This window comes from Williamsia limnetica (assembly GCF_003217475.1).
GTDB classification, from domain to species: Bacteria; Actinomycetota; Actinomycetes; order Mycobacteriales; family Mycobacteriaceae; genus Williamsia; species Williamsia limnetica.
Genome location: NZ_QJSP01000001.1, coordinates 89,117 through 112,806 on the forward strand (window position 1 = coordinate 89,117; position 23,690 = coordinate 112,806).

Here is a 23,690-nt window from a genome sequence, read left to right on the forward strand (position 1 = left end):
TTCCTTGATCGAAGGCTTGTGCCATCAATGGATGACTATCTGAAATTATGTGGGTCGACGCCCCTGTGTCCACCGATTTGTTCGGTCGCGCGGGTGCCCGGTCGTACGATGGGACCATGGGAGTACGCACTGTGGAACCACTGACCACGGCCGAAGTCGACGGCCTCCGCGGCGTGGCGTATTCGTACCCGGAGGTGGGAGCCACCGCTACCGAGCGGCCTGACGGATACCACTACCTTCGTCGGGAGCGGGTGATCGGATACGGCCGATCGGTGTTTCGCGCGAGTGGTGCCGACGTGCTGCAGTGGCAGATCCAGTTGCGCAGCGGTTTCACCGTGAACGCTTCAGCGAACGTGGTCGTCGAAGGTGCGAGCGCGCTGCTCGGGATCGGTGTCGGCCGCCTTCGGCTCAGGGCGCCTGTTCGAGTCGTGTATGTGATCGACGAAGAACGCCGACAGGGTTTCGCCTACGGCACGCTGCCGGGGCATCCGGAGTCCGGCGAGGAATTGTTCTGCGTGGAGCACCGAGCCGATGACTCGGTGGTGTTGGTGATCGCTGCGTTCTCGAAGCCGCAGTCGATGCCTGCGAAGGCTGCCGGACCGATCGGCCGGGTGGGCCAGCGACTGATCACCGCCAGGTACCTGCGGGCGGTCGGCGAGCGTCGAGGCGTCATCAGCTGAAACTCACCACGCCGGCTGCGTCGACCTGCCAGCCCGGGTTGTGCGCGATTTCCCAGATGATGCCGTTCGGGTCCATGACATGTCCGTGGAATGTCCCGCCGAACGCGCTGTCCGTTGCCGGTTTGAGTACACGGCCGCCGGCAGCGACCATGGCCTCCATCACGACCCCGACGTCGCCGCGATCGCTGACGTTGTGAGCCAACGTGATACCACGGGCGGAGGCGCTGTGCAGCTCGGCCGGCACGTCATCGCCGAGGTCCTCGGCGAACTTCGCACTGTCGAAGAAGCCCAGGGTCATCCGCGGTGCGATCTGGAAGAAGATGATCTCGCCAGGGACGTCGAGCAACGGCGTCCAATCCAGCCCGTCCCGGTAGAACCTCCGAACAGCTTCCAGATCCAAGGTCGAGAACGTGAGGAAGTTGATTTCTTGCTGCATACCCTCACTGTAGGAGCCGGCCTCGCGGCCGGGGTCAGTTCTCCGGGTCTCCGAGCAGGTCCGCCACGTGGTTCGGTACGTACGTGGACAGGCTCCTGGAGGGCCGCTTATACGTCCCGGTGTCGATCGGACGTTCCGGCAATTCCACGGGGGGCTTCGTGACCTCGGTGTAGTCGATCGTCGACAGCAGGTGCGACATCATGTTCAGCCGTGCATGTTTCTTGACGTCCGATTCGACGACGTACCAGGGGCTGTTCGGCGTATCGGTGTGCACCATCATCTCGTCCTTCGCGCGGGAATAGTCTTCCCACCGGTAGACGGACTCGAGGTCCATCGGGCTGAGTTTCCATTGCCGCACAGGATCATTCAGTCGCGAACGAAAGCGACGCAGCTGTTCCCCGTCTGATACCGAGAACCAATACTTACGCAAGATGATGCCATCATCGAGCAACATCTGCTCGAACACCGGTGTCTGCCGCAGGAACAGTGAATGTTCCTGGGGGGTACAGAAACCCATCACCTTTTCGACCCCGGCTCGGTTGTACCACGAGCGGTCGAACAGCACCATCTCGCCGGGAGCCGGCAGGTGCGCGATATATCGCTGGTAGTACCACTGACCGCGTTCTCGATCGGTCGGCGCCGGTAGGGCGACAGTACGAACCACCCGGGGTGACAGATACTCGGTGATCCGCTTGATCACGCCGCCCTTGCCTGCCGCGTCCCGGCCCTCGAAGATCACGACGACCCTCGCCTTGGAGTCCTTCACCCATTCCTGCAGTTTCACGAGTTCGGTCTGGAGACGGAAAATCTCCGCCTCGTACACATCCTTCGGGAGTTTCGCAGGCTTCTTCTTGCCGTGGCTCTTGCTCATGGAGGGAGCCTACTGGCTCGACCTGGCGGAGGCAGGGATTCCCGCACGTCGCACATCGCCAGAGGTCGAGCTCGGAGCGATGATGACGCGGGAACAATATCGGACCGCGCATAGTTTTGCGGAAGTCACGACCGGAACGAAGGAAAGAGGCCGCAATGGGCAAGCCCGACGGACAGTTCGACATCGAACTCGGTCTCGACACGTTCGGTGACCGCACGGCTGCGCCCGACGGCACGCTGGAGTCTTACGACCAGGTGATCAGGGATGTCATCGACGAAGGAGTGCTCGCCGACGAGGTGGGACTCGACTTCTTCGGCGTCGGAGAGCATCACCGGGCCGACTTCGCGGTGTCGGCGCCGGAAGTCGTACTGGCCGCCATCGCAGCCAGGACGGAAACCATAGCGTTGGGCACCGCGGTGACCGTGCTGAGTTCGGACGACCCGATCAGGGTCTACCAGAGGTTCGCGACCCTGGATGCGATCTCGCATGGCCGCGCCGAGGTCATCTTGGGCCGCGGCTCGTTCACCGAGTCATTCCCGCTCTTCGGATACGACCTCGGACAGTACGAAGAGCTGTTCAGCGAGAAGTTGGATCTGTTCAGCGCACTGAGAACGGAAGGTCCCATCGAGTGGACGGGGACGATCAGGCCGCCCTTGCAGGGTGAACAGGTGTATCCCAAGACGGCAGCAGGGTCGGTCAAGACCTGGATCGGTGTGGGCGGTTCGCCGGAGTCGGTGGTGCGGGCCGCCCGCTACGGGATTCCGTTGATGTTGGCGATCATCGGCGGTGAACCGGCGCGATTCCAACCGTTCGTGGATCTCTACCATCGTGCCCTATCCGAGTTCGGACAGCCGACTCTTCCCGTGGGCATGCACTCGCCCGGACACGTTGCGGACTCCGACGAGCAGGCGCGCGATGAACTCTGGCCGCACTATCGCGACCAGATGACCGCGATCGGCCGTGAGCGCGGATGGCCTGCGACGACGAGGGGACAGTTCGAGCAGGCCGCAGGACCGAACGGGTCGCTCTACGTGGGGTCTCCGGAAACTGTCGCCGACAAGATAATCCGGAACGTCACAGCGGTCGGCGTCAACAGGTTCGACCTGAAATACGGCAATGGCACCCTGGGACATGAGACCAAGATGCGCAGCATCGAGCTCTACGGCGCCAAGGTCGCTCCGATCGTCCGGGAAGCCTTCGCCTCCAGACGGTAAAGTCCGCGTCAGATTGTTGCCGCCCGTCGGGCGCGGCACGGGGCAAGAGGAGAACACGTGGCGAACAACTCCGGTCCGGTATCGGTGACGTCACGAACGGAGTACCGCAGGCCCCTGCACGAGCGCCTGGCCATGGTGGCCAGTGCACTCGCCATGGCCGCTTTGCTCGAGCTGGTCGTCTTGACGATTGTCGACACCGATCCGCTGGTGACCGGTTTGGTGACGATTGCCACGCTGGGCGCGAGTCTGTTGATCGCCGCCTACGGCCGGGTGATCGACCTTCCCGCGGTGACCATCACCGTCGATGACGAGATGGTGCACTTCGGAAACGAGTTGGCGATCCACTCGTTTCCCCTCGCAGATCTGCTATCCGTGAAACAGAGCACCGAGCTGTCGAGCGACACCTCGATGGCCCGATCTTCTCGCTCCGATCAATTCCGGGTGCAGGGCTGTCGGTACCTGCAACTGCGCTTCTCCGATGATCCGGACCGTGAGTGGCAGGTCGCGACCATCGAGTCCGATCCTGCCGCCGCCGAAGTCGTTTCGCGACTGCGCGCGCAGCAGCCGAAGAAGCGGAAGGTGTCTGTCGGCAGGGTCGTGGGGGACCTGGTGAAGCCGGCGCAGGCAGAACCCGACTATGAACCCACACAACCCCAGCCCGATCGCCAGGCGCCGCGGATCGCCAACGCCGGAAGTGCCGAAGCCGCGGAGCGGCTGTGGCAGGCCGCCGTACGGCAGCACGAGGCAGTGCTGATCGACTATGCGCAATACGAACTCGAACCCGAACTGCTGCTGCGATTTCCGGCCGTCACAGATGTCTCGGTCGACACCGTGGCGCGCTTTCATACCGCGCTCAGCCGTGCACAAGACCTGCGCACCGAGCGGTTCCCTGTCGATGTCGATCGCGCGGACGAGTACCAGCAGGCGGTCATGGCTGCACGCAAGGCGTGGGTCGATTGTGAGAAGTACGGGCGTGCAGTCGGCTCCGGGCTCCTCGATGTCACCGACCAGCGGGAGTTGACCACCGCGCTGTCATTGCTGGAGAACGCGCGGCACGCACAAGGAGCGCAACAGGCCGACTACCTCGACCGCATCCACCACATCGTCACCGATCTCGCGGATCGGGGGAGTCTGCACCCGCAGCAGCAAGCGATCGACGAGATCGAAGCCGGCCGTCGTCGGGCGCTCGAAGCGGAGTAGTCGAGTTCCCGGCCGTGGTCAGTCTGTCTTGATGAACCGTCAGTCTGTCTTGATGAACCGACCGCTCAAGTCGTAATAGTCGATCGGACTGTCCGGTCCGACCTCCACCATGATCACCGTCTGGTACTCGTCGACGACATACGTGCTCGAGGTCTGGATGTCGACGCGGTTGCGGTCGAAGGCATCTACCGAGTGCCGGCGCATCGCATCGTCGCGAACGGCGTCGAAAGTCTGCGCCGAGACGTCGTCGAACGCGACCGCGCCGTCGGAATAGTCCCGGGAGTTGGTCCCCGTGGTCGTGAATTTCGTGAAAAAGCCCGGCACGATCTCGACACTGCCCGTCCTGTTCGGTTCGGTGAAGTCCATCAAGATCCCGCCGGAGTTCTGCAGAGCACCGGCCCGCATGGTGGGCGTGCCGGACTGCGTGCCGCGAATCTCGAAACGCGTGAACAGGGGCTGGGTTCGGGACAGTCCGGTCTGAGCGATTGCCACCGCTGCCTGATCCATCGCCAGTCTGAAGTCGCCGGGGTCGAACCACGCCGCGATCTTGCCGCTGGTGTCTGCTTGGACCGTCTCTTCGTGTTCGTAGGTGTCGCCGAACTCGGCTGTCGCCAGGACCGGCTGGTCGTTCGCGGCCCGCGCGATCTTCATGGACTCGAATTGACGTGACTCGGATGGCAGGGCGGCCGACATCTGATCGATGATCGAATTGATCTGCATCGGAGCGACAGCAGCGAGGGAAAAGGCCTTTGCTGCTCGGTCCGTGGTCGAGGTGCGGTCGGGTTCGTACCATTCGCCGGACGATTCCGAGTACCAGATGTAGAGGCTTTCTCCCGTGGAGGGATCGAGGACGTACGCGCGGTCGTTCCCGTTTTCCTCGAGTTCAAGGCTGAGCACGTTTTGGGTGGCTGACGGGCCCAGGTTCGAGATCTGATTCATGAGTTGGTACATCCGCGTCTGATAGTCCTCACTCGGACCATCGTCACTCGAGTAGGAGCCGGTCTCCGTCGACGGAAATGACACCGAGAAGTGCCAGCCACCTCCGACGCCGAGGAACAGCGCGGCGGCCACCGCGATGGTGATGAGGGGGTAGACGAGCGTGGACTTCGGGGGGTTGTCGCCGAACTCCGGCTCGGGCTCCGGCTTTCCGCCGCCCTGATAGGGCAACGACTCCGGGGGACGCGGTGGGATGAACGACGACGGCAGCCGTGTGTCGGCGTTGGTCAGCAGATTCGCGACCATGCCTTTGGGCATCGCAGAGAGCCACCGCGTCCGGAATTCGGTGTCGTTCGGTGGCGCAATGGTGGCTGTCACCAGGGTCGGCTGCACATTCGACGCATCGAGACTCGAGCGGGTCACGGCTTCGATGGACACCGGGATCTGCTGCGGCGAGTGGCCACCTTGAAGCAAGCCGTCGATACGGCGCGGCCGGGGAGCGGCGAACACCGCAGCAATCCCCAGTGGCACGCCCAGCCCCAGAGCGACGCCCCAGTGGTTGTAAGCGCCGAGACCTACCGCGCACCCCAACAGGACGCCGGCGAACACCGATCGGATCGCAAAGCGAAACCCCGGTGAGCGCGACGGACCAGACCCGCGTTTCGAACCCATGGCCACCTCCGGATGGCATCCTATTGGCTCACGTGACCTGCGCGGAAGTGGACGGAGCTTGCGGTGGTCTGCCGGTCGCCGCGTACGGTAACGCGCGGACGTGTGCCGCGTACGGTGGAGCACGGCAGTTTTCGATGTAACCGCGTTTTTGCAGTATGGATGAGGGAGTACGGCTCGGTGGGAAAGCTCACGAACAACATGTGGCGGCTACTGGGAGCGCAGTCCTCGCGAAACCAGTCGAAATCCTTGGCACTCCTGAAGAAGGCCGTCACGTTCGACGACTGGGCGAAGGAGCTGGAGGACAAAGAGTTCGCCGCCGCTGCCGAGAAACTCGACATCACCGACCCCGAAGGAGATGACCGCGCCCGATTCTTGGCCCTCGTTCGCGAGGCCGGCGATCGGACGCTCGACATGCGTCCCTTCGACGTCCAGCTGCAGGGAGCACTTCGCCTCCTCGAAGGCGACATCATCGAGATGGCCACCGGAGAGGGCAAGACATTGGCCGGGGCCATCGCCGCCGTCGGCTTCGTCTTGCAGGGTCACCGTGTGCATGTCATCTCTGTGAACGACTATCTCGCCACCCGCGACGCCGAGTGGATGAAGCCCCTGTTCGACCATTTCGGCATCGTGTCCGCGGCGGTCTCGGAAAACTCGACCCGCGCGGAACGCAAAGCGGCGTATGACGCCGACATCACCTACGGTTCGGTCAACGAGATCGGCTTCGACGTGTTGCGCGACCAACTCGTCACGCGAGCCGACGACCTGGTCTCACCCAAGCCCGACGTGGCCATCATCGATGAAGCCGACTCGGTACTCGTCGACGAGGCACTGGTACCGCTCATCCTGGCCGGCGCCACCGTCGGAGAGATCCCGGACAAGCCGATCCACGACGCTGTTTCCCGGCTGAAGAAGATCCACTACGAGATCGACGCCGAGGGACGGAACGTCTACCTCACCGACGAGGGAGCCGCCTACATCGAGGCCGAACTCGGTGGCATCAACCTGTACGACGAAGAGCACGTCGGCACGACGCTGGTGCATGTGAACGTGGCCATGCACGCGCATATCCTCGTCGAGCGCGATGTCCACTACATCGTCCGCGACGGCGGTGTCCACCTGATCAACGCCTCGCGTGGCCGGGTGGCCCAGTTGCAGCGGTGGCCTGATGGTTTGCAAGCCGCGGTGGAGCTGAAAGAAGGCCTGGCGCAAACGGATTCCGGCGAGGTCATCGACACGATCACCGTGCAGGCGCTCATCGGCCGCTACCCGAAGGTCTGCGGCATGACCGGCACCGCTCTGGCCGCCGGTGAGCAGTTGCGGCAGTTCTACCAGCTCGCGGTATCGCAGATCCCGCCCAACACGAAGAACGTCCGCATCGACGAGGTCGACCGGGTCTTCGACAACAAGTCCAACAAGGCCGACGCCGTCGTCGAGTTCGTCAAAGAGGTGCACGAGACCGGCCAGCCGGTGCTGATCGGTACCCACGATGTCGCCGAGTCCGAGGAGCTCGCGCATCTGCTCGGACGCGCCGGGGTGACCTCGGTTGTCCTCAACGCCAAGAACGACGCCGAGGAAGCCAAGATCATCGCCGAGGCCGGGGCCAAAGGTGCGGTCACGGTGTCCACGCAGATGGCCGGTCGCGGTACCGACATCAAACTCGGTGGTTCGAAGGGGCAGAAGGATGGCGAGTCGACCTCCGAACGTGACGAGGTCGTGGAACTCGGTGGCCTCTGTGTCGTCGGCACTGGTCGGCATGACACCGAACGGCTCGACAACCAACTACGCGGCCGAGCGGGGCGGCAGGGCGATCCCGGACGGTCGGTCTTCTTCTCCAGCGCGGAAGACCCGGTCGTCACCCGGAACCTGACCCTCAAACGCGACCCGGTCAGTTCATCCGAGGACGGTTCGCTGGGGTCCAAGGGCGTCGACCTGATCGAGCAGGCGCAACGGGTCGCCGAGGGCGTCATGCTCGAACTCCATGCCAATACCTGGCGCTACAACCAATTGGTCAATCAACAGCGCGAGATCGTCGTCAGGCGCCGGACCGAATTGCTGACCACCGATGCCGCTCTCACCGAGCTCAGGGAGTCGGAGAACAAGCGCTACCTCGAGCTGATCGGCGAAGGTGCGGTCGATACCGAATCGAAGACCGACAAGACCGACGAGACCGACAAGACCGACAAAGACGCGGACGCGGATACGGCGGACGAGGCCTCAGAGGCGGACACGAACTCCGCGAGTGCGAAGGCCGAGCCCCTTCCTGTCGACGTTCTCGAGCAGGCGGCACGCGAGATCATGCTGTTCCACCTCGACCGTGCCTGGGCCGACCACCTGGCGTTCGTCTCCGACGTGCGTGCGAGCATCCACCTGCGTTCGCTGGGTCGCGAGTCGCCGCTCGACGAGTTCCACAAATTGATCCTCGAAGAGTTCGGGAAGTTGCCCGGCGACGCGGTCGAGAATGCGCGTAAGACATTCAGGGAGGCAACCATCACGGCGGACGGTGTCGACCTCGAGCAGGCCGATCTGCGCCGGTCGACGACCACGTGGACCTACATGGTCCACGACAGTCCGTTCTCTTCCGGCGGTGCGAAAGCGCTACAGGGCATCATCGGCATCTTCCGGTAGTCGGTCCGCGCCGTATCCCTTTCGGCGCGGGTGATGTGACAGGCTGTTCGGCATGGAGGAGACCGACTCGAACCCGATTGTGGAGTCGGATCGGGTATTGACCGTCCCCAATCTGCTCAGCGCGCTCAGGCTTGCGCTTGTCCCGGTGTTCTTATGGGTGCTGTTGGTCGAAGAGGCCGACGGCTGGGCGTTCGCGATCCTGTTCTTCTCCGGGCTCTCGGATTGGGCCGACGGCAAGATCGCACGCCTACTCGACCAGTCGTCGAAACTCGGGGCATTGCTCGACCCGGCGGCCGACAGGCTCTACATGCTGGTGGTGCCTGTCGGACTGGCTGTACGGGGGATCGTCCCGTGGTGGCTGGTGGGCCTTCTCGTGGGCCGCGATGTGCTCTTGCTGGCCACTGCACCACTGCTGCGCTCCCGGGGGATCACAGCTTTGCCGACGATCTACGTCGGCAAGGCGGCGACCTTTGCCCTGATGTACGGATTCCCGATGATCCTTGCCGGGCAACTCGATTCGGTCATCGGCGACATCTTCTATCCGTGCGGTTGGGCCTTCATGATCTGGGGCACGGCGATGTACTTGTGGTCGTTCGTGTTGTATTGGATACAGGCCATACTCGTGGTGCGTACCCTTCCGCCCATCAGGAAATCGGACCGTTCGGCGAACAGTTCGGCCCGATGAGGGCAGTGGACCGGATGCGCTAAATTTTCCCTTCAACTCCCGCTGCAGTTTCTCTTCAACCCAGTGCCGGGGCCACGACGGCCGTAGCGCAAGACGGAAGGCGACAAACGTGACCGAAAAGCAGACTCCCGAGGATCTGCGGTACACCACAGAACACGAGTGGGTGCAGCAGGTGTCCGAGCGCACCGTGCGGGTCGGTATCACCGACTATGCGCAGGATCAGCTGGGCGACGTGGTCTTCGTGCAACTTCCGGCCATCGACGATCCGGTGGTGATCGGTGAGTCGTTTGCGGAGGTCGAATCGACCAAGAGTGTTTCCGACATCTTCGGCCCCCTCGCAGGTGTGGTCTCAGCGATCAACGACGACCTCGAGGCAAGTCCTGACCTGGTGAACTCGGAGCCCTACGGACTCGGCTGGCTGGTCGAGATCACTGTGGATTCCAGCACCGACCTCGACGAGGTGCTCGGCGAGATGCTCGACGCCGCCGGGTACGGCGAAGTCACTGCCGGATAAGATAAGCCGCGTTGCCGGTTGCACACACTGTATGCAGCCGGTTTATGTATCTGTGGACGGTTGCAGGGTACGGTCTAGGTCACGGGTAATGCCCCAATCCACTCGATGAGGCCGAATCCGGCGGATCGATCGTCAGACCGCCGAAGCCGCTGCAATCACCGTGGAACGACAAGGTCCCAATCGGTGGCCGCGGGGACAATTACGAAGAAGGAGAATTGGTGAGCGACAACGAGAAGGACTTCGAGGCTCCGGTAGAGACCACCTCGGTCTTCCGGGCCGATTTCATCAAGGAGATGGAGTCGACCGGTGGTTCGACCGCCGAGGCCGCGAACAGTGGCGTCGAACGCCTGTCGGCCGGTACGGCACTGCTGGTGGTCAAGCGTGGCCCCAATGCCGGATCGCGATTCCTGCTCGACCAGGCCACCACCTCGGCCGGTCGGCACCCGGACAGCGACATCTTCCTCGACGACGTCACGGTGAGCCGGCGCCACGCCGAGTTCCGCTTGGGCGACAACGATTTCCAGGTCGTCGATGTCGGCAGCCTCAACGGCACCTATGTCAATCGTGAACCTGTCGACTCGGCAGTGCTCGCGAACGGCGACGAGGTCCAGATCGGCAAGTTCCGGCTTGTCTTCCTGACCGGACCCAGTGGTGACGAAGGCTCCTCGAACGCGTGACCTCACCGTCGGCGGGGCAGCAATCTGAAGGATCGATGTCTATTGGCTCGGTTCTGGATCAGTTGCGCGGCGAATTCCCGGACGTGACCATCTCCAAGATCAGATTCTTGGAGTCCGAGGGTCTGATCACCCCGGAACGATCACCGTCCGGGTATCGCCGGTTCAGCCGTGCCGATTGTGAGCGTCTTCGTTTCGTCTTGACGGCGCAGCGTGATCGATATTTACCGCTCAAAGTGATCAAGGAGCAACTGGAGGAGATCGATCGCGGCGCCGCCTCGGAGGCACAGCCAGGCACCCGCTTGCTGTCGTCGGCGAAGAACTGGGTTGCCCCGGCAACCGACTTCTCGCACAACGGTGGGGGCAGGCTCAGTCGAGACACCCTCATCGAACGAACCGGTGTGGATGCCGCGTTTGTCACAGAACTGTGTGACAACGGGCTTCTCGTGGCCGGCGCGCGCGGCTTCTTCGACGAGGACGCGGTGCGGCTGGTGACGGCCGCCGCGGCTCTGGCGAATTTCGGGGTGCAGGCGCGTCATCTGCGCGCGTTCAAGGTGTCCGCAGACCGCGAGGCCGGGTTGGTCGCGCAGATCGCCAGTCCCATCGCCAAGGGAAAAGGGACCGGCGCGCGCGACCGGGCAGAGGAGATGGTGCGTGAGATAGCGGCGCTGTCGGTCACCCTGCACACCCAGTTGGTCAAGCAGGCCGTCCGCGAAGTTCTCGACTGAACAGCAACCGATGGAGCCGGGTGAACATTCTCGCTCGTGGGCCGGGCCGCCTTGCCATAGGATTGGAAGCGGTGAGCATTCGCCCGCAGAACCGTTGGGAGGGCCGATCACATGAGTGAAATGCGCGTTGTAGGTATTCGTGTGGAACCGCCGCAGAGCCAGCCGGTCCTCCTGCTGCAGGAGACGTCCGGCGAGCGATACCTGCCCATCTGGATCGGGCAGAGTGAGGCCGCCTCGATTGCTCTGCGCCAAAAGGGTGTTGAGCCGCCCAGACCCTTGACCCACGATCTGATCGTCAATTTGATCAGCGCACTCGGTCATGAGCTCGTCGAGGTCCGGATCGTCGACATGCAAGAAGGCACCTTCTACGCCGACCTCGTGTTCGCGGGGGATCTGCGGATCTCAGCGCGGCCGTCGGATTCGATCGCGATTGCGATCCGGGCAGAGGTGCCCATCTACGCCGAAGAATCGGTACTCGCCGAGGCGGGCCTGCTGATGCCTGCCGACGATGCGGAGGAGTCCGACGACGACGAGCCGGCAGCTGAGGTCAAAGAGGACGAGGTCGAGAAGTTCAAGGAGTTCCTCGACTCTGTGTCCCCGGACGACTTCAAGGCCACCGGCGGCGCTTGACCCGGTCGGTCTGGTTCGCCGTTACGGTCACGGAATGGAAACCACCGGGTCACGAATCGCCTAAAGCTCGAGTTTAGGTTCAGGGTTGTGGCGAGTCGCGTTGATCGGCGGGTCCGGGCGCCATACCGTCTTCTCAGACCGCGAAAATTGCGGTGATGTGATTTTGACCGGTCAGAGCGAGTAAAGTTGGCACGTCGGCGCCAGGACGTTGCTCAGACGGTCACCGACCAGCACGCGAGGAGATCCCAGTGGGCGATCAGCCACACGACGGACAACACGGGGCCCACGGGGCGCACAACGGGGCCCACGGGTCGGACGACGTCGAGCACGAGACGGCCCAGCCGTCACGGCCGGACGTGCCCACCCAGGGATCATTGGTCGACATCGCGCCGGGACTCTTCCCGAACGACACGGTGCCCGACGAACTCGTCGGCTACCGCGTGCCCAGTGCCTGCCAGATCGCCGGCATCACCTACCGCCAACTCGACTACTGGGCGCGCACCTCGCTGGTGGTGCCGTCCATTCGTGGGGCGGCCGGATCGGGTAGCCAGCGCCTTTACTCCTTCAAAGACATCCTGGTCCTCAAGATCGTCAAGCGTCTTCTGGACACCGGTATCTCACTGCAGAACATCCGGGTCGCCGTCGACCATCTCCGGCAACGTGGTGTCGAGGACTTGGCCCGCATCACCCTGTTCTCTGACGGCACCACCGTGTACGAGTGCACGTCGGCCGAAGAGGTCGTCGACCTGCTGCAGGGCGGTCAGGGCGTATTCGGCATCGCGGTCAGCGGTGCGATGCGCGAGCTCAGCGGCACGATCGCCGACTTCCCGGCCGAACGGGCCGACGGCGGGGTCACCGAAACCGCTCCCGAAGACGAACTGGCATCGCGGCGCAAGAACCGCGCCCGCCGCACCGGCTGAGCGCCCTGCCCAGGCAGGGGTCGCCGCGATCGGTCTAGACTGGCCGTGCGTCGCAGCGACCCGGGAGAGAGCCACACCAGATGTGGCCGCCGAAGGAGCAATACCTCTCCGTCAAACTCTCAGGCATCAAGGACCGTGTCGTCGTCGGCGTCTCTGGAGAGTGACGGCTTTGCCGTCCGCCCATGGTGAAAGGCCGCGACCGAGCGGCTGAATCTCTCAGGCGTCCACCACGAGGTGGATAGGACAGAGGGGGAGGACCGGCGTCCGGCCGCAGGCCGGCACTACACATGGTCGACCGCTGGTCGGCCATTGCGGAGGTCCTACCCATGACAGGCACGTCCTTCACCACTCGCCACATCGGTCCCGACGGAGCCGAACTCGAACGCATTCTCGCACTGGTCGGCGCGGCATCACTCGATGATCTGGCCACCCAGGTGGTGCCTGCCGGAATCCTCGACAGTCCCGACGACAACGGACTCGACGCGTTGCCACCTGCCGCGTCCGAGCACGAAGCCCTCGCCGAACTCGCCGAACTCGCCGCCCAGAACACCGTGGCCACCTCGATGATCGGGCTCGGCTATTACGACACGCTGACCCCGCCGGTGCTCGTGCGCAACATTCTCGAGAACCCGGCCTGGTACACCGCCTACACGCCCTATCAGCCCGAGATCAGCCAAGGCCGGCTCGAAGCACTGCTCAATTTCCAGACAATGGTGTCGGATCTGACCGGGATGGAGATCGCCGGAGCCTCCATGCTCGACGAGGCCACCGCAGCAGCCGAGGCGATGACCCTCCTGCGACGTGCGGGCAAGAGCAAGTCACCACGTTTCGTCGTCGACGTCGACGTGTTCCCCCAGACCGCGGCCGTGATCGCCACCCGCGCCGAACCGCTGGGGATCGAGGTGGTCAGCGCTGATCTCTCACAGGGGTTGCCCGACGGCGAGTTCTTCGGGGTTCTCGCGCAGACACCGGCCGCATCAGGCCGGATCGTGGACTGCGCAGCGATCATCGACAGTGCCCACGAGCGCGGCGCGTTGGTGGCGATCGGTGCAGATCTGTTGGCGATGACCCTCATCACCCCGCCCGGAGAACTCGGTGCGGACGTCTGCTTCGGCACCACACAGCGGTTCGGCGTCCCCATGGGATTCGGTGGTCCTCATGCCGGCTACCTGGCGGTGCACTCCAAACACGCCCGCCAGTTGCCCGGCCGCCTCGTCGGGGTCTCCAAAGACGTCGACGGCAACCTCGCATACCGTCTCTCGTTGCAGACCCGGGAACAGCACATCCGCCGAGAGAAGGCGACCAGCAACATCTGCACGGCGCAGGTGCTGCTGGCCATCATCGCCGCCATGTACGCGAGTTATCACGGTGCCGACGGCCTCAGGGACATCGCGCGGCGAGTTCACGGGCACGCGCAGCGTATCGGCGCGGCACTGGGGGATTCGCTTGTCCACGCGGAGTACTTCGACACCGTCCTGGCGCGGGTGCCCGGCCGGGGACCCGCGGTCGTTGCCGCCGCCAAAGATCGCGGTGTCAACCTGCGTCTGGTCGATGACGACCACGTCGCAGTCGCCTGCGATGAGGCGACCACTGATACCCATGTCGACGCGGTGCTCGAAGCGTTCGCGGTAGATGCGGTCCCGTCCGGCGCTTCGCGCATCGCCTCGCGGAGCTCCGAGTTCCTGACCCACCCGGCGTTCAACCGGTACCGCACAGAGACCGCGATGATGCGGTACCTGCGCACCCTCGCCGACAAGGACATCGCGTTGGATCGCAGCATGATCCCTCTCGGGTCGTGCACCATGAAACTCAACGCCGCCGCGGAGATGGAGGCCATCACCTGGCCGACCATCTCGCGGCTGCATCCCTTCGCCCCGGCCGCCGACGTGCGCGGGATGCGCACGATCATCTCGACTCTCGAGGACTGGCTGGTGGCGATCACCGGCTACGACCGGGTGAGTGTGCAGCCGAACGCGGGGTCGCAAGGTGAATATGCGGGACTGCTCGCAATCCGCGAGTACCACCGCAGCCGGGGAGATCTGGATCGCACGGTCTGCCTGATCCCATCCAGCGCCCATGGCACCAATGCCGCGTCGGCCGTCATGGCCGGGATGCGGGTGGTGGTCGTGGCGTGCCGCGACAACGGTGATGTGGACGTCGACGACCTGCGTGCGAAGATCGACGCGCACGCCGGCGAGCTCGCCGCGATCATGATCACCTATCCCTCGACGCACGGCGTCTTCGAACACGAGATCGGCGACATCTGCGCTGCGGTTCACGATGCGGGCGGACAGGTCTACGTCGACGGTGCGAACCTCAACGCTCTGGTCGGGGTCGCCCGGCCGGGCCGGTTCGGCGGAGACGTCAGTCACCTGAACCTCCACAAGACCTTCTGCATCCCGCACGGTGGGGGAGGCCCGGGCGTCGGACCCATCGGCGTACGGGAACATCTCGCGCCGTTCCTGCCGGGACACCCGCTGGCCGATGAACTACCAGGCAAGCTGACCATCTCGGCGGCGCCCTACGGATCGGCGTCCATCCTGCCGATCACCTACGCCTATATCCGGATGATGGGCGCGGCCGGACTTCGTGAGGCGACCTTGACCGCGATCGCATCAGCCAACTACATCGCCGCGCGCCTGCGTGATTCCTACCCGGTGCTCTACACGGGCGCGGGCGATCGCGTGGCCCACGAGTGCATCATCGACCTCCGGCCGCTGACCAAGAGCACCGGCGTCACCATCGACGATGTCGCAAAGCGTCTGGCAGACTACGGTTTCCATGCTCCTACGATGAGCTTCCCGGTGGCGGGCACGTTGATGATCGAACCCACCGAGAGCGAGAATCTCGACGAGATAGACGCCTTCTGCGATGCGATGGTCGCGATCCGCGCGGAGATCGCAAAGGTCGCGGCTGGTGAATGGACGGTGGACGACAACCCCATGCGCGGGGCACCGCACACGGCCGAGTGCCTGGTCGGCGAGTGGGATCACGCATATGACCGGCTCGTCGCCGTCTACCCGAACGGATTGCCGTCTGCGGGTGGCCGAGCAAAGGTATGGCCCGGGGTGCGCCGGATCGACGGTGTCTACGGTGACCGCAACCTGGTGTGCAGCTGTCCGCCGGTTGAGGCGTTCGCCTGACCGCCTCCGATGATGGGTCGTTCTGGCGAACAAATGCCCAGGTGGGCAACGCCATAACGACCCATCATCGGATCAGCGGCGGGTCAGCACCTCGGTGATCGAGTTCTGGGCAGGCGCGGAGGGCGCCGGCATCGGGGACGGCGTCACCGGAAAGGTGACCGCCGCCGTCGCGGGTGGAAGCCGTCCGCCGCCACGGAATCCCAATTCGGTGATCGTCGACATCTGTTCGGGTGCATGCACGTAGTTGATGAAGTCGTTCACCGCATCGCGTGCGGCGACATCCACCTGATCGCCTCGCAGCGTGACCACCGGAAAATCTGCCATCGGTGTCGGACCGGTCGGTAGGAATGCCACCACACCCGGGTCGGCGTCATCCTTGGTCTGCAGGTAGAGCTGTTGCTCTGTGATCGGCACCGCGTGGAGTGTGCCCGCAGCGGGATCGGTCTGCTTCATCAGCATCTGAACGCCGCTTTCGGCGGTACCCAGGTCGGTCGGGGGAGCTTCGGACTTCATCCTCGTCAACGTCGAGGACACCAATGGCGACGCAGCGTCCTCCGGCGACAGCGCGCCGCTGGTCGTGCGTGAGATCTGAGCCGCGATGGCCTGTGCGGCGAGCAACGTCGCGTCCGTTTGCGGCCCGATGGGCATTGCCATCTGCAGCGGTCCCCATCCCTGCAGGCCCAAACGATCCATCGCGGCGTCAGAACGTTGCAAGGTCGGCAGGTCGATCCAGCCGACGTTGCCGTCCATCGCGTCTTCGGCTTCGGTGGAGATGGCCAGCACCACCGGACTGGACACCAATGACGCCGAATCGCCGTCGACGATGCTCGGATTCGCCGCCGTGAGCTGCGAACTCCACACGGACGACTGCGGAATCCATGCAGCTGGATACTGGCCGCGGGATGCGGCATCCCAGGTTCCGGTGAGGCCGTCGAGCGTGACCTTGGCGTCGGCCGGACGCACGTCGATCGTGATGCAGCGGTCCCTGGCGACAGGGTCGGTGGCGTTGTACTCGTCGGCCACGGTCGTGAGCGGGGCGGCCAGAGCCGGGTCGCTGATGATCGACACCGCGAGATCACCCTCCACACAGCGCCCCGCCGCGTCCTGGCCCTGCTTGCTGATCCGATCGCCGAGCAGCGACCACAGAAAGCCGAGGATGATCAGGATGACGATCAGTGCGACGATGACCAGCAGCCCGCGACTGATACCTCTGCTGCCGCCGGCCCTGCGATGTACGCCCACCACACCTCGATTCCCCGTTTACGACTCGACCCCGGATCAGCATCACCCCTGCCTGCGGTGAATCGCGACCGGCAGGAAGACGCACGCTGGTGCGAAGTCTATGCGGTCGCGGTGCCGAGGTCAGGCGGCAGGCGCTGTGCAGACGACCTTCTGCCGCTCGTCATAGGTGTAGTAGGTCTCGGTGCCCTCCGGGCACTCGTTCTCGTCGACTGTGCCGGTGAGGACGGCGAGTACCTTCTCGCCGGCGGGATCGGTGCACGGCACCTGGACCGTACTGTCCGATCCCGTTCCCATCTCGAAGCACTTGCCTTCGACCCAGTCGACGTCGAGGCACAAGACGCCGGTGGTGGTGCCGCCCAGTTCCTCGTAATAGGTCTGGTCGATATCCGTCGCGCAGTCGGCCTCCTGGGCAACCTTCGCGACGATCACATAGTGGGAGTCTGTGGTACCGCACGTCGCGGTGTCGATCTCGGCGTCGAGCATGGTGCCGCCCAAGGTGACACAGTCTCCGACCTCGGCGTCGATTTCGGAGATCTCGCCGCTGTCCTCGGCGGTTGCCGGCGTGGTCGGGGATTCGGACGCAGTCGTAGGGGTACTGGAAGCTGCAATGGCCGAACCTTCCTGATCGCTCCCGCAGCCGGCAACGACCGCGATGAGCAGGACCGCACCGAACATGAACACCGTCACTTGCCGGATTGTTGAACGCACAGTGCTCGACCTCCGAAATGCCTTGTGACCCGGACGGAGTGCCCGGGCCACAAGGAAATTAGCAGATCAGCGCGCTGATGTGATGCTCTGATCGATTGTCAGGCGTTCGCAGCCTTGTACTCGCGGCGGCGGCGGTGCAGGATCGGTTCGGTGTAGCCGTTGGGCTGTTTCCCGCCTTCGATGATGAGCTCTTTGGCTGCCTGGAACGCGATGTTCGAGGTGAAGTCGGGAGCCATCGGACGGTAGGTGGGGTCGCCGGCGTTCTGCTTGTCGACCACCGGTGCCATGCGTTCGAGCGAGGCGATGACGTCGGATTCGGTGACGATGCCGTGATGGAGCCAGTTGGCCAGCAGCTGACTCGAGATGCGCAGGGTGGCGCGGTCTTCCATGAGCGCGACGTCGTGGATGTCGGGGACCTTGGAGCAGCCGACACCGTGATCGATCCACCGCACGACGTAGCCCAGGATGGATTGGCAGTTGTTGTCGAGCTCTTCGCGCTTGTCCTCGTCGGTCCAGTCGGTGCGGGGTGCGAGGGGGATGGTCAGGATGTCCTCGACCGAGGCGGGGTCGCGTTTGGCGATCTCGTCCTGGCGTTCGAACACGTCGACCTGGTGGTAGTGCAGCGCGTGCAGGGTCGCGGCGGTCGGTGAGGGGACCCAGGCGGTGTTGGCGCCGGCCTTCGGGTGGCCGATCTTCTGCTCGAGCATGTCGGCCATCAGGTCGGGCATCGCCCACATACCCTTGCCGATCTGCGCTTTGTGCTGCAGCCCGGCGTGTAGGCCGGTGTCGACGTTGAAGTCCTCGTAGGCCTTGATCCAGGTCTGCGACTTCATCTCGCCCTTGCGGACGACGGCGCCGGCTTCCATGGAGGTGTGGATTTCGTCGCCGGTGCGGTCGAGGAAGCCGGTGTTGATGAACACCACGCGGTCGGCGGCGGCCTTGATGCAGGCCTTGAGGTTGATGGTGGTGCGGCGCTCCTCGTCCATGATGCCCACCTTGAGGGTGTTCGTCGGCAGACCCAGGACCTGCTCGACACGGCCGAACAACTCCACGGTGAACGCCACCTCGTCGGGGCCGTGCATCTTCGGCTTCACGATGTAGATCGATCCGGTGCGCGAGTTCTGCCGACCGTCGGTCTTGAGTCCGTGGCTGCCGATCAGCGAGGTGAACAGGGCGTCGAGGATGCCTTCGGGGACCTCGTCGCCGTCTGCGGTGATGATGGCGTCGTTGGTCATCAGATGGCCGACGTTGCGCACGAACAGCAGCGAACGGCCGTGCAGGGTCAGCTCGGATCCGTCGGGGGCGGTGTAGCGGCGGTCGTCGTTGAGGACGCGGGTGAAGGTCTTGCCGCCTTTGGTGACCTCTTCGGCGAGGTCGCCCTTGTTCAGGCCGAGCCAGTTGCGGTAGCCGGTGACCTTGTCCTCGGCGTCGACAGCGGCGACCGAATCCTCGAAGTCCATGATCGTGGTGATCGCCGATTCGACGAGCACGTCTTTGACCCCGGCAGCGTCGGTTGAGCCGATGGGGGAGTCGGAGTCGATCGAGATCTCCAGGTGCAGACCGTTGTGGCGCAAGAGGATCCCGGTCGGCGTGGCGGGGTCGCCGGTGTAGCCGGCGAACGCTGCCGGGTCGGCGAAGCCCGTGTTCGAACCGTCGGCGAGGGTGACCTGGACCTGACCGTCGACAACGGCATAGGCGGTGGCGCCCGAGTGCTTGCCGGATTCCAGCGGTACGGCGGTGTCGAGGAAATCCTTGGCAAAGGCGATGACCTTGTCGCCGCGGACCTTGTTGTACGACGTGCCCTTCTCGGCGCCGTCTTCTTCGGAGATGACGTCGGTGCCGTACAGCGCGTCGTACAGCGAACCCCACCGGGCATTGGAGGCGTTCAGCGCGAAGCGGGCGTTGAGGACCGGGACCACGAGCTGGGGTCCGGCGGTGCTGGTGATCTCGGTGTCGACGCCGGTGGTGGCGATCTGGAAGTCGGCGGGGACCTCGGTGAGGTAGCCGATTTCGGTGAGGAATGCCTGGTAGGCGGCGTGATCGAAGTCGGTGGGTCCGTTCGACGGGTGTTCGCGGTGCCAGGTGTCGATCTTGGCCTGGAGGTCGTCGCGGATCGCGAGGAGTTCACGGTTGCGCGGCGCGAGGTCGTTGATCACGGCCGCGGCGCCTGCCCAGAACGCGTCCTGCTCTACGCCGGTGCCGGGGAGAGCCTCGTTGTTGATGAAGTCATACAGAACCGACGCAACCTGCAAGCCGCCGTCGACGGTGACGCGCTGAGCCATTACCGGCCTCACTCTCTCTTGATCCAGGGCAATTCGGCCCCTATGTTACTTGGCGGTAGCTATACCTCGGGCTTCGGGCTGCAGGCCACTGGCCCGCTGGTCAGGGGTGATCTGTCCCAGTGGCCGGGGCGTGACCGGCAGGCTGTTGCAGGCCTCGATCAGCCGGGTACGTAGTTGCTGGGACCGACCGCTGAGTGCGGTCTGCCGGCGAACGTAGTCTGCGCGTCCTGAAGCGTCCTCGATGCGGATCGGGTCGAGCGCGAACTCGGACAGGTCGTAAGGACTCGCCCGCATGTCCAGCTCACGGAAATCGAGCGCGAGGGCGAACGCGTCGGCCACCAACTCGGCAGGGAGCAGCGGCGACAACTTGTGTGCCCACTTGTACAGATCCATTCCGGCGTGGATGCACCCCGGTTGTTCGTCGCCGACCTGGGTGTCGCGGCCCAGGACGGTGAGATTGAGCGGCCGGGCGGGTTCGGTGAAGAATCGGTAGGCGTCGAAGTGCGTGCATCGCAGCGGCAACGAGCGGACCACCTCGTCCGTTGCTGCGGCGCTCAGCCGTAGTGGAACCCCGGCATGCCGGACCTCGTCCGGGGTTGCGCGGAAGACCATGGCCCATTCGTGGAGGCCGAAGCAATTGAATCTCGCCGGTCGGTCCCGACTCGTGGTGAGCAGGTCGATGACGAAGTCGACTGTTCTGCGGCGTTTGTGCAGGTGCTCGGCACTCACGGTCACCCTGTCGCCGATCACAGTGTACCCGGCGTAGGCGGCATATTCACGCGCAGCGCGGCCGGTGAGCGCCGCACCATGACCGGGATGCCATCGCCGCAGTTGAGCGGGACGAAAACTGTAGTACGTGAACAAGAATCCCCACACCGGATGGGTCACGTCGGTATCGCCGAGAGTCGGCGGGTGCGTGCGGAGCAGGCCGTCGATGCGGTCGCGGTGCGCCTGCGCCGCCGCCAGCCACACCGCTTCGGTCAGCGGTTGCAGGGTCGCGGCGGCGGTCACACCCGGTGGGTTTCGTCTCGAACGGTGCCCACGAACTCCTCGACCAGATCTTCGAGGGCCACGACTGCGACGGTGCGGCCGTTGTCGTCGACGACGGCGGCCAGGTGAGAGCTGGTCCGGCGCATGGCTGCGGTGGCTTCGTCGAGCGGCGTCCGGTCGGCCAGGACCGGCAACGGATGGATCTTGTCCACCCCGATGATGCTGTCGGGACCCACCTCTTCGTCGAGGATTTCGTCCAGCACGTCTTTGAGATGCAGGTAGCCGGTGTAAGTGCCATCGGTACCGCGGACCGGATACCGGGAGAACCCCGTGTCGGTGACCGCCTGCTCGATCGACCCCAGCGTGGGCCCCACACGACCCGTCGTCCCGTCCTTTGTGACCTGCACGCTGCGGAGTTCACTGAGGGGGATCGCGACCTCGACGACAGTCCGTCCGGATGTCTGCAACGCTCGGGTGAGGCGGGCATGCTCTTCCTGATCGATCAGACCCTCCTGGCGGGACTCGCCGATCATCTCGGACAGCTCGTTGGCCGAGACGGTTGCGTCGAGTTCATCCTTGGGTTCGACGCGCATGAGCCGCAAGGAGACGTTCGCGGCCCAGTTGTAGAACGCGATGAGCGGGCGGGCCAACTTGATGAACAGCAGATGCGCAGGTACCAGCAGCATCGCGGAGCGTTCCGGACCTGCCAGTGCGATGTTCTTCGGAACCATCTCGCCGAGCAAGATGTGGAGCACCACAACCAGCGACAACGCCAGTGCGAACGAGATCGGGTGCAGCAGACCGTCGGGCACATGGGCGAGATGAAGTGGCTTCTCGATGAGGTGGGCCACCGCGGGTTCGCCGACTCGGCCGAGCAGGATCGAACAGATCGTGATGCCCAGCTGAGCTGCCGCCAGCATGAGTGACAGGTGTTCGCCTGCTTCGATCACCGTGCGTGCACGGCGTTTTCCCTGTTCTTCGAGTGCCTCGAGCCGGTCGCGCCGAGCCGAGATCAGGGAGAATTCGGCACCGACGAAAAAGGCGTTTCCGGCGAGCAGGAACACCGTCAGGACAACTCCGAGAAGATCACCCATGGGAGACCTCCGCGCCGGTGTCGGTGATGGGGGTCAGAGCGACCACGTCGATACGCCGGCCTTCCATTCGCACCACGCGAGCCTGCCAGCGCTGCTCTGGCTCGGTGTTCGACCTGTCGTCGTCCTCCTCGGATGCGGTGACCCGCTCCGGCAGTTCGACGACGTCCCCCTCGGCGGCGATCCGGCCGAGTTCGAACATCAGCAGCCCTCCGAGGGTGTCGAATTGACCTTCCGGCGCGCGATAGCCGATCGCATCGTGGAGTTCGTCGATGCGCAACAATCCGTTGCAGATGTATCCGTCGCCGTCACGCTGGACGTCCGCCTGTTCGTCATCGTGCTCGTCGGTCACGTCGCCGACGATCTCCTCGATGAGATCCTCGGTCGTCACGATGCCGGCGGTTCCGCCGTATTCGTCGACGACGACCGCGACCTGCAGACCGTCCGCACGGATCTGTTCCATCAACGAGTCGCCGTCGAGGCTCGCCGGCACCACCGGCACATCGCGGGCGAGCGAGCCCAGCTCGGTCGTGGCGCGATCGGCCATGGCGACCGTGAACGCCTGCTTCACGTGGACGACTCCGACGATGTTGTCGAGATCGCCGCCGTCGAGGATGGGGAACCGCGAGTACCCGGTTCGCGACGACGCGATGATCAGGTCCCGGACGGTGTCGTGGACGTCGAGCGACTCGACCGTGACACGCGGACTCATCAGGTCTTCCGCGGTGCGCTCACCGAACTGCAGTGAGCGGTCGACCAGTGCCGCGGTCCCGGGGTCGAGGGCGCCGTGCCTGGCCGAGTTGCGCACCAGAGAACCCAGCTCCTGCGGCGAACGAGCCGATCGCAACTCCTCTGCCGGTTCGACGCCGACTCTCCGGACTATCCAGTTAGCGGTTCCGTTGAGGGAATTGATGAGCCAGCGGAACGTGGCCGAGAACAGGCTCATGGGTCCCGCAGTGGCGCGCGCGGTCGGTAGAGGTTTCGCGATCGCGAGGTTTTTCGGGATCAGTTCGCCGAGGATCATCGACAACGAGGTCGCGATGACGAGGGCCAAGATCAGCGAGATGGCGCTGGTCACACCGTCCGGCAGGCCTGCAGCGTCGAAGGCAGGCGCGAACAGTTGCGCCAGCACCGGTTCGGCTATGTACCCGGTCACCAGGGTGGTGATGGTGATGCCGAGTTGGGCGCCCGACAGCTGGAACGACAGCGTTCGGTGCGCTTTCCTGACCTGCTTCGAGCGCAGATCGCCCCGGGTGCGGTAGTCGTTTTCCACCGTCGATCGTTCCAACGCCGTCAGCGAGAACTCGGCGGCCACGAAGAGCGCCGTACCGAGCGTGAGGGCGATGAATCCGAGGAGACTGGCGACGAGAATGAGTGCTTGCATCACCGATCACCACGGGTGACGTCCAGCGGTGCCGCGGGCACCAATCGAGCCTCCAAATTTTCGTC

Annotated in this window: 20 protein-coding genes and 1 riboswitch; of the genes, 11 read left to right on the top strand and 9 right to left on the bottom strand. The window is 64.4% G+C overall.

What is annotated here, in order from left to right; all coding sequences use genetic code 11:
• Positions 1-116: 116 nt before the first annotated feature.
• The gene (locus DFR67_RS00425; RefSeq protein WP_110467835.1) at positions 117-680 is read left to right on the top strand and encodes a DUF1990 domain-containing protein; all 564 of its coding nucleotides are present in this window, start codon (positions 117-119) and stop codon (positions 678-680) included.
• Here DFR67_RS00425 and DFR67_RS00430 read toward each other — a convergent pair.
• Both DFR67_RS00430 and ppk2 read right to left on the bottom strand, forming a co-directional pair.
• Positions 673-1,116, bottom strand: a complete 444-nt coding sequence (locus tag DFR67_RS00430) for a VOC family protein (RefSeq protein ID WP_110467475.1) — start codon at positions 1,114-1,116, stop codon at positions 673-675. The two genes, DFR67_RS00425 and DFR67_RS00430, sit on opposite strands and share 8 nt — an antisense overlap.
• Positions 1,117-1,150: 34 nt before the next feature.
• A complete protein-coding gene (gene ppk2, locus DFR67_RS00435) occupies positions 1,151-1,987 on the bottom strand; it encodes a polyphosphate kinase 2 (RefSeq protein ID WP_110467476.1) in 837 nt (278 codons plus the stop codon).
• Between the two features lie 155 nt (positions 1,988-2,142).
• Between ppk2 and DFR67_RS00440 the strand changes: the two genes are divergently transcribed.
• A complete protein-coding gene (locus tag DFR67_RS00440; protein WP_110467477.1) occupies positions 2,143-3,201 on the top strand; it encodes an LLM class flavin-dependent oxidoreductase in 1,059 nt (352 codons plus the stop codon).
• A gap of 57 nt (positions 3,202-3,258) precedes the next feature.
• The gene (locus DFR67_RS00445; RefSeq protein WP_110467478.1) at positions 3,259-4,401 is read left to right on the top strand and encodes a hypothetical protein; all 1,143 of its coding nucleotides are present in this window, start codon (positions 3,259-3,261) and stop codon (positions 4,399-4,401) included.
• A 39-nt stretch (positions 4,402-4,440) separates the two neighbouring features.
• On the opposite strand, the gene DFR67_RS00450 is transcribed toward DFR67_RS00445, so the two are convergent.
• Positions 4,441-6,009 carry a hypothetical protein gene (locus DFR67_RS00450; protein WP_146240337.1) on the bottom strand — a complete coding sequence of 523 codons (1,569 nt, stop codon included), beginning with the start codon at positions 6,007-6,009 and terminating at the stop codon, positions 4,441-4,443.
• Positions 6,010-6,186: 177 nt separating this feature from the next.
• Here DFR67_RS00450 and secA2 point away from each other — a divergent pair, with 177 nt between their 5' ends.
• The 8 genes from secA2 to gcvP all read left to right on the top strand — a co-directional run bounded on the left by secA2 (position 6,187) and on the right by gcvP (position 15,928).
• Positions 6,187-8,634: an accessory Sec system translocase SecA2 gene (secA2, locus tag DFR67_RS00455; RefSeq protein WP_110467836.1), complete on the top strand. Its 2,448-nt coding sequence runs from the start codon at positions 6,187-6,189 to the stop codon at positions 8,632-8,634.
• 52 nt (positions 8,635-8,686) lie between these two features.
• The gene (locus DFR67_RS00460) at positions 8,687-9,319 is read left to right on the top strand and encodes a CDP-alcohol phosphatidyltransferase family protein (RefSeq protein WP_110467480.1); all 633 of its coding nucleotides are present in this window, start codon (positions 8,687-8,689) and stop codon (positions 9,317-9,319) included.
• 109 nt (positions 9,320-9,428) lie between these two features.
• Entirely contained in the window at positions 9,429-9,833 is a 405-nt protein-coding gene (gene gcvH, locus DFR67_RS00465) for a glycine cleavage system protein GcvH (RefSeq protein ID WP_110467481.1), read from the top strand.
• A gap of 218 nt (positions 9,834-10,051) precedes the next feature.
• Complete coding sequence (gene garA, locus DFR67_RS00470) at positions 10,052-10,510, top strand: glycogen accumulation regulator GarA (protein WP_342766698.1); 459 nt, start codon at positions 10,052-10,054, stop codon at positions 10,508-10,510.
• A 35-nt stretch (positions 10,511-10,545) separates the two neighbouring features.
• Entirely contained in the window at positions 10,546-11,235 is a 690-nt protein-coding gene (gene ftsR, locus DFR67_RS00475; RefSeq protein WP_110467837.1) for a transcriptional regulator FtsR, read from the top strand.
• Positions 11,236-11,346: 111 nt separating this feature from the next.
• Positions 11,347-11,865 carry a bifunctional nuclease family protein gene (locus tag DFR67_RS00480; RefSeq protein ID WP_110467483.1) on the top strand — a complete coding sequence of 173 codons (519 nt, stop codon included), beginning with the start codon at positions 11,347-11,349 and terminating at the stop codon, positions 11,863-11,865.
• A gap of 248 nt (positions 11,866-12,113) precedes the next feature.
• Positions 12,114-12,785: a MerR family transcriptional regulator gene (locus DFR67_RS00485; RefSeq protein ID WP_211324906.1), complete on the top strand. Its 672-nt coding sequence runs from the start codon at positions 12,114-12,116 to the stop codon at positions 12,783-12,785.
• A 51-nt stretch (positions 12,786-12,836) separates the two neighbouring features.
• Positions 12,837-12,931: riboswitch (glycine riboswitch) on the top strand.
• A gap of 180 nt (positions 12,932-13,111) precedes the next feature.
• A complete protein-coding gene (gcvP, locus tag DFR67_RS00490) occupies positions 13,112-15,928 on the top strand; it encodes an aminomethyl-transferring glycine dehydrogenase (RefSeq protein ID WP_110467839.1) in 2,817 nt (938 codons plus the stop codon).
• A gap of 72 nt (positions 15,929-16,000) precedes the next feature.
• Here gcvP and DFR67_RS00495 read toward each other — a convergent pair whose 3' ends face one another.
• The 6 genes from DFR67_RS00495 to DFR67_RS00520 all read right to left on the bottom strand — a co-directional run bounded on the left by DFR67_RS00495 (position 16,001) and on the right by DFR67_RS00520 (position 23,625).
• Positions 16,001-17,173, bottom strand: a complete 1,173-nt coding sequence (locus DFR67_RS00495; protein WP_245937632.1) for a substrate-binding domain-containing protein — start codon at positions 17,171-17,173, stop codon at positions 16,001-16,003.
• Between the two features lie 117 nt (positions 17,174-17,290).
• Positions 17,291-17,857 carry an LppU family putative lipoprotein gene (gene lppU, locus DFR67_RS00500; protein ID WP_110467484.1) on the bottom strand — a complete coding sequence of 189 codons (567 nt, stop codon included), beginning with the start codon at positions 17,855-17,857 and terminating at the stop codon, positions 17,291-17,293.
• Between the two features lie 119 nt (positions 17,858-17,976).
• Positions 17,977-20,160 (bottom strand): malate synthase G, encoded by a 2,184-nt coding sequence (locus DFR67_RS00505; protein WP_110467485.1) that lies wholly within the window; start codon positions 20,158-20,160, stop codon positions 17,977-17,979.
• 45 nt (positions 20,161-20,205) lie between these two features.
• On the bottom strand, positions 20,206-21,171 hold the full coding sequence (locus tag DFR67_RS00510; RefSeq protein WP_211324907.1) for a 3-methyladenine DNA glycosylase: 966 nt from the start codon (positions 21,169-21,171) through the stop codon (positions 20,206-20,208).
• Positions 21,168-22,244 (bottom strand): hemolysin family protein, encoded by a 1,077-nt coding sequence (locus DFR67_RS00515; RefSeq protein ID WP_110467486.1) that lies wholly within the window; start codon positions 22,242-22,244, stop codon positions 21,168-21,170. Before DFR67_RS00515 ends, DFR67_RS00510 begins: the two co-directional genes overlap by 4 nt.
• Entirely contained in the window at positions 22,237-23,625 is a 1,389-nt protein-coding gene (locus DFR67_RS00520; RefSeq protein WP_110467487.1) for a hemolysin family protein, read from the bottom strand. Before DFR67_RS00520 ends, DFR67_RS00515 begins: the two co-directional genes overlap by 8 nt.
• Positions 23,626-23,690 lie beyond the last annotated feature (65 nt).

Excerpts from the sequence above, each read along its gene's own strand:
- DFR67_RS00425 (WP_110467835.1), top strand. The coding sequence starts at position 117 with ATGGGAGTACGCACTGTGGAACCACTGACCACGGCCGAAGTCGACGGC.
- DFR67_RS00430 (WP_110467475.1), bottom strand. The coding sequence starts at position 1,116 with ATGCAGCAAGAAATCAACTTCCTCACGTTCTCGACCTTGGATCTGGAA.
- ppk2 (WP_110467476.1), bottom strand. The coding sequence starts at position 1,987 with ATGAGCAAGAGCCACGGCAAGAAGAAGCCTGCGAAACTCCCGAAGGAT.
- DFR67_RS00440 (WP_110467477.1), top strand. The coding sequence starts at position 2,143 with ATGGGCAAGCCCGACGGACAGTTCGACATCGAACTCGGTCTCGACACG.
- DFR67_RS00450 (WP_146240337.1), bottom strand. The coding sequence starts at position 6,009 with ATGGGTTCGAAACGCGGGTCTGGTCCGTCGCGCTCACCGGGGTTTCGC.
- DFR67_RS00460 (WP_110467480.1), top strand. The coding sequence starts at position 8,687 with ATGGAGGAGACCGACTCGAACCCGATTGTGGAGTCGGATCGGGTATTG.
- ftsR (WP_110467837.1), top strand. The coding sequence starts at position 10,546 with ATGTCTATTGGCTCGGTTCTGGATCAGTTGCGCGGCGAATTCCCGGAC.
- DFR67_RS00480 (WP_110467483.1), top strand. The coding sequence starts at position 11,347 with ATGAGTGAAATGCGCGTTGTAGGTATTCGTGTGGAACCGCCGCAGAGC.
- gcvP (WP_110467839.1), top strand. The coding sequence starts at position 13,112 with ATGACAGGCACGTCCTTCACCACTCGCCACATCGGTCCCGACGGAGCC.
- DFR67_RS00505 (WP_110467485.1), bottom strand. The coding sequence starts at position 20,160 with ATGGCTCAGCGCGTCACCGTCGACGGCGGCTTGCAGGTTGCGTCGGTT.
- DFR67_RS00515 (WP_110467486.1), bottom strand. The coding sequence starts at position 22,244 with ATGGGTGATCTTCTCGGAGTTGTCCTGACGGTGTTCCTGCTCGCCGGA.
- DFR67_RS00520 (WP_110467487.1), bottom strand. The coding sequence starts at position 23,625 with ATGCAAGCACTCATTCTCGTCGCCAGTCTCCTCGGATTCATCGCCCTC.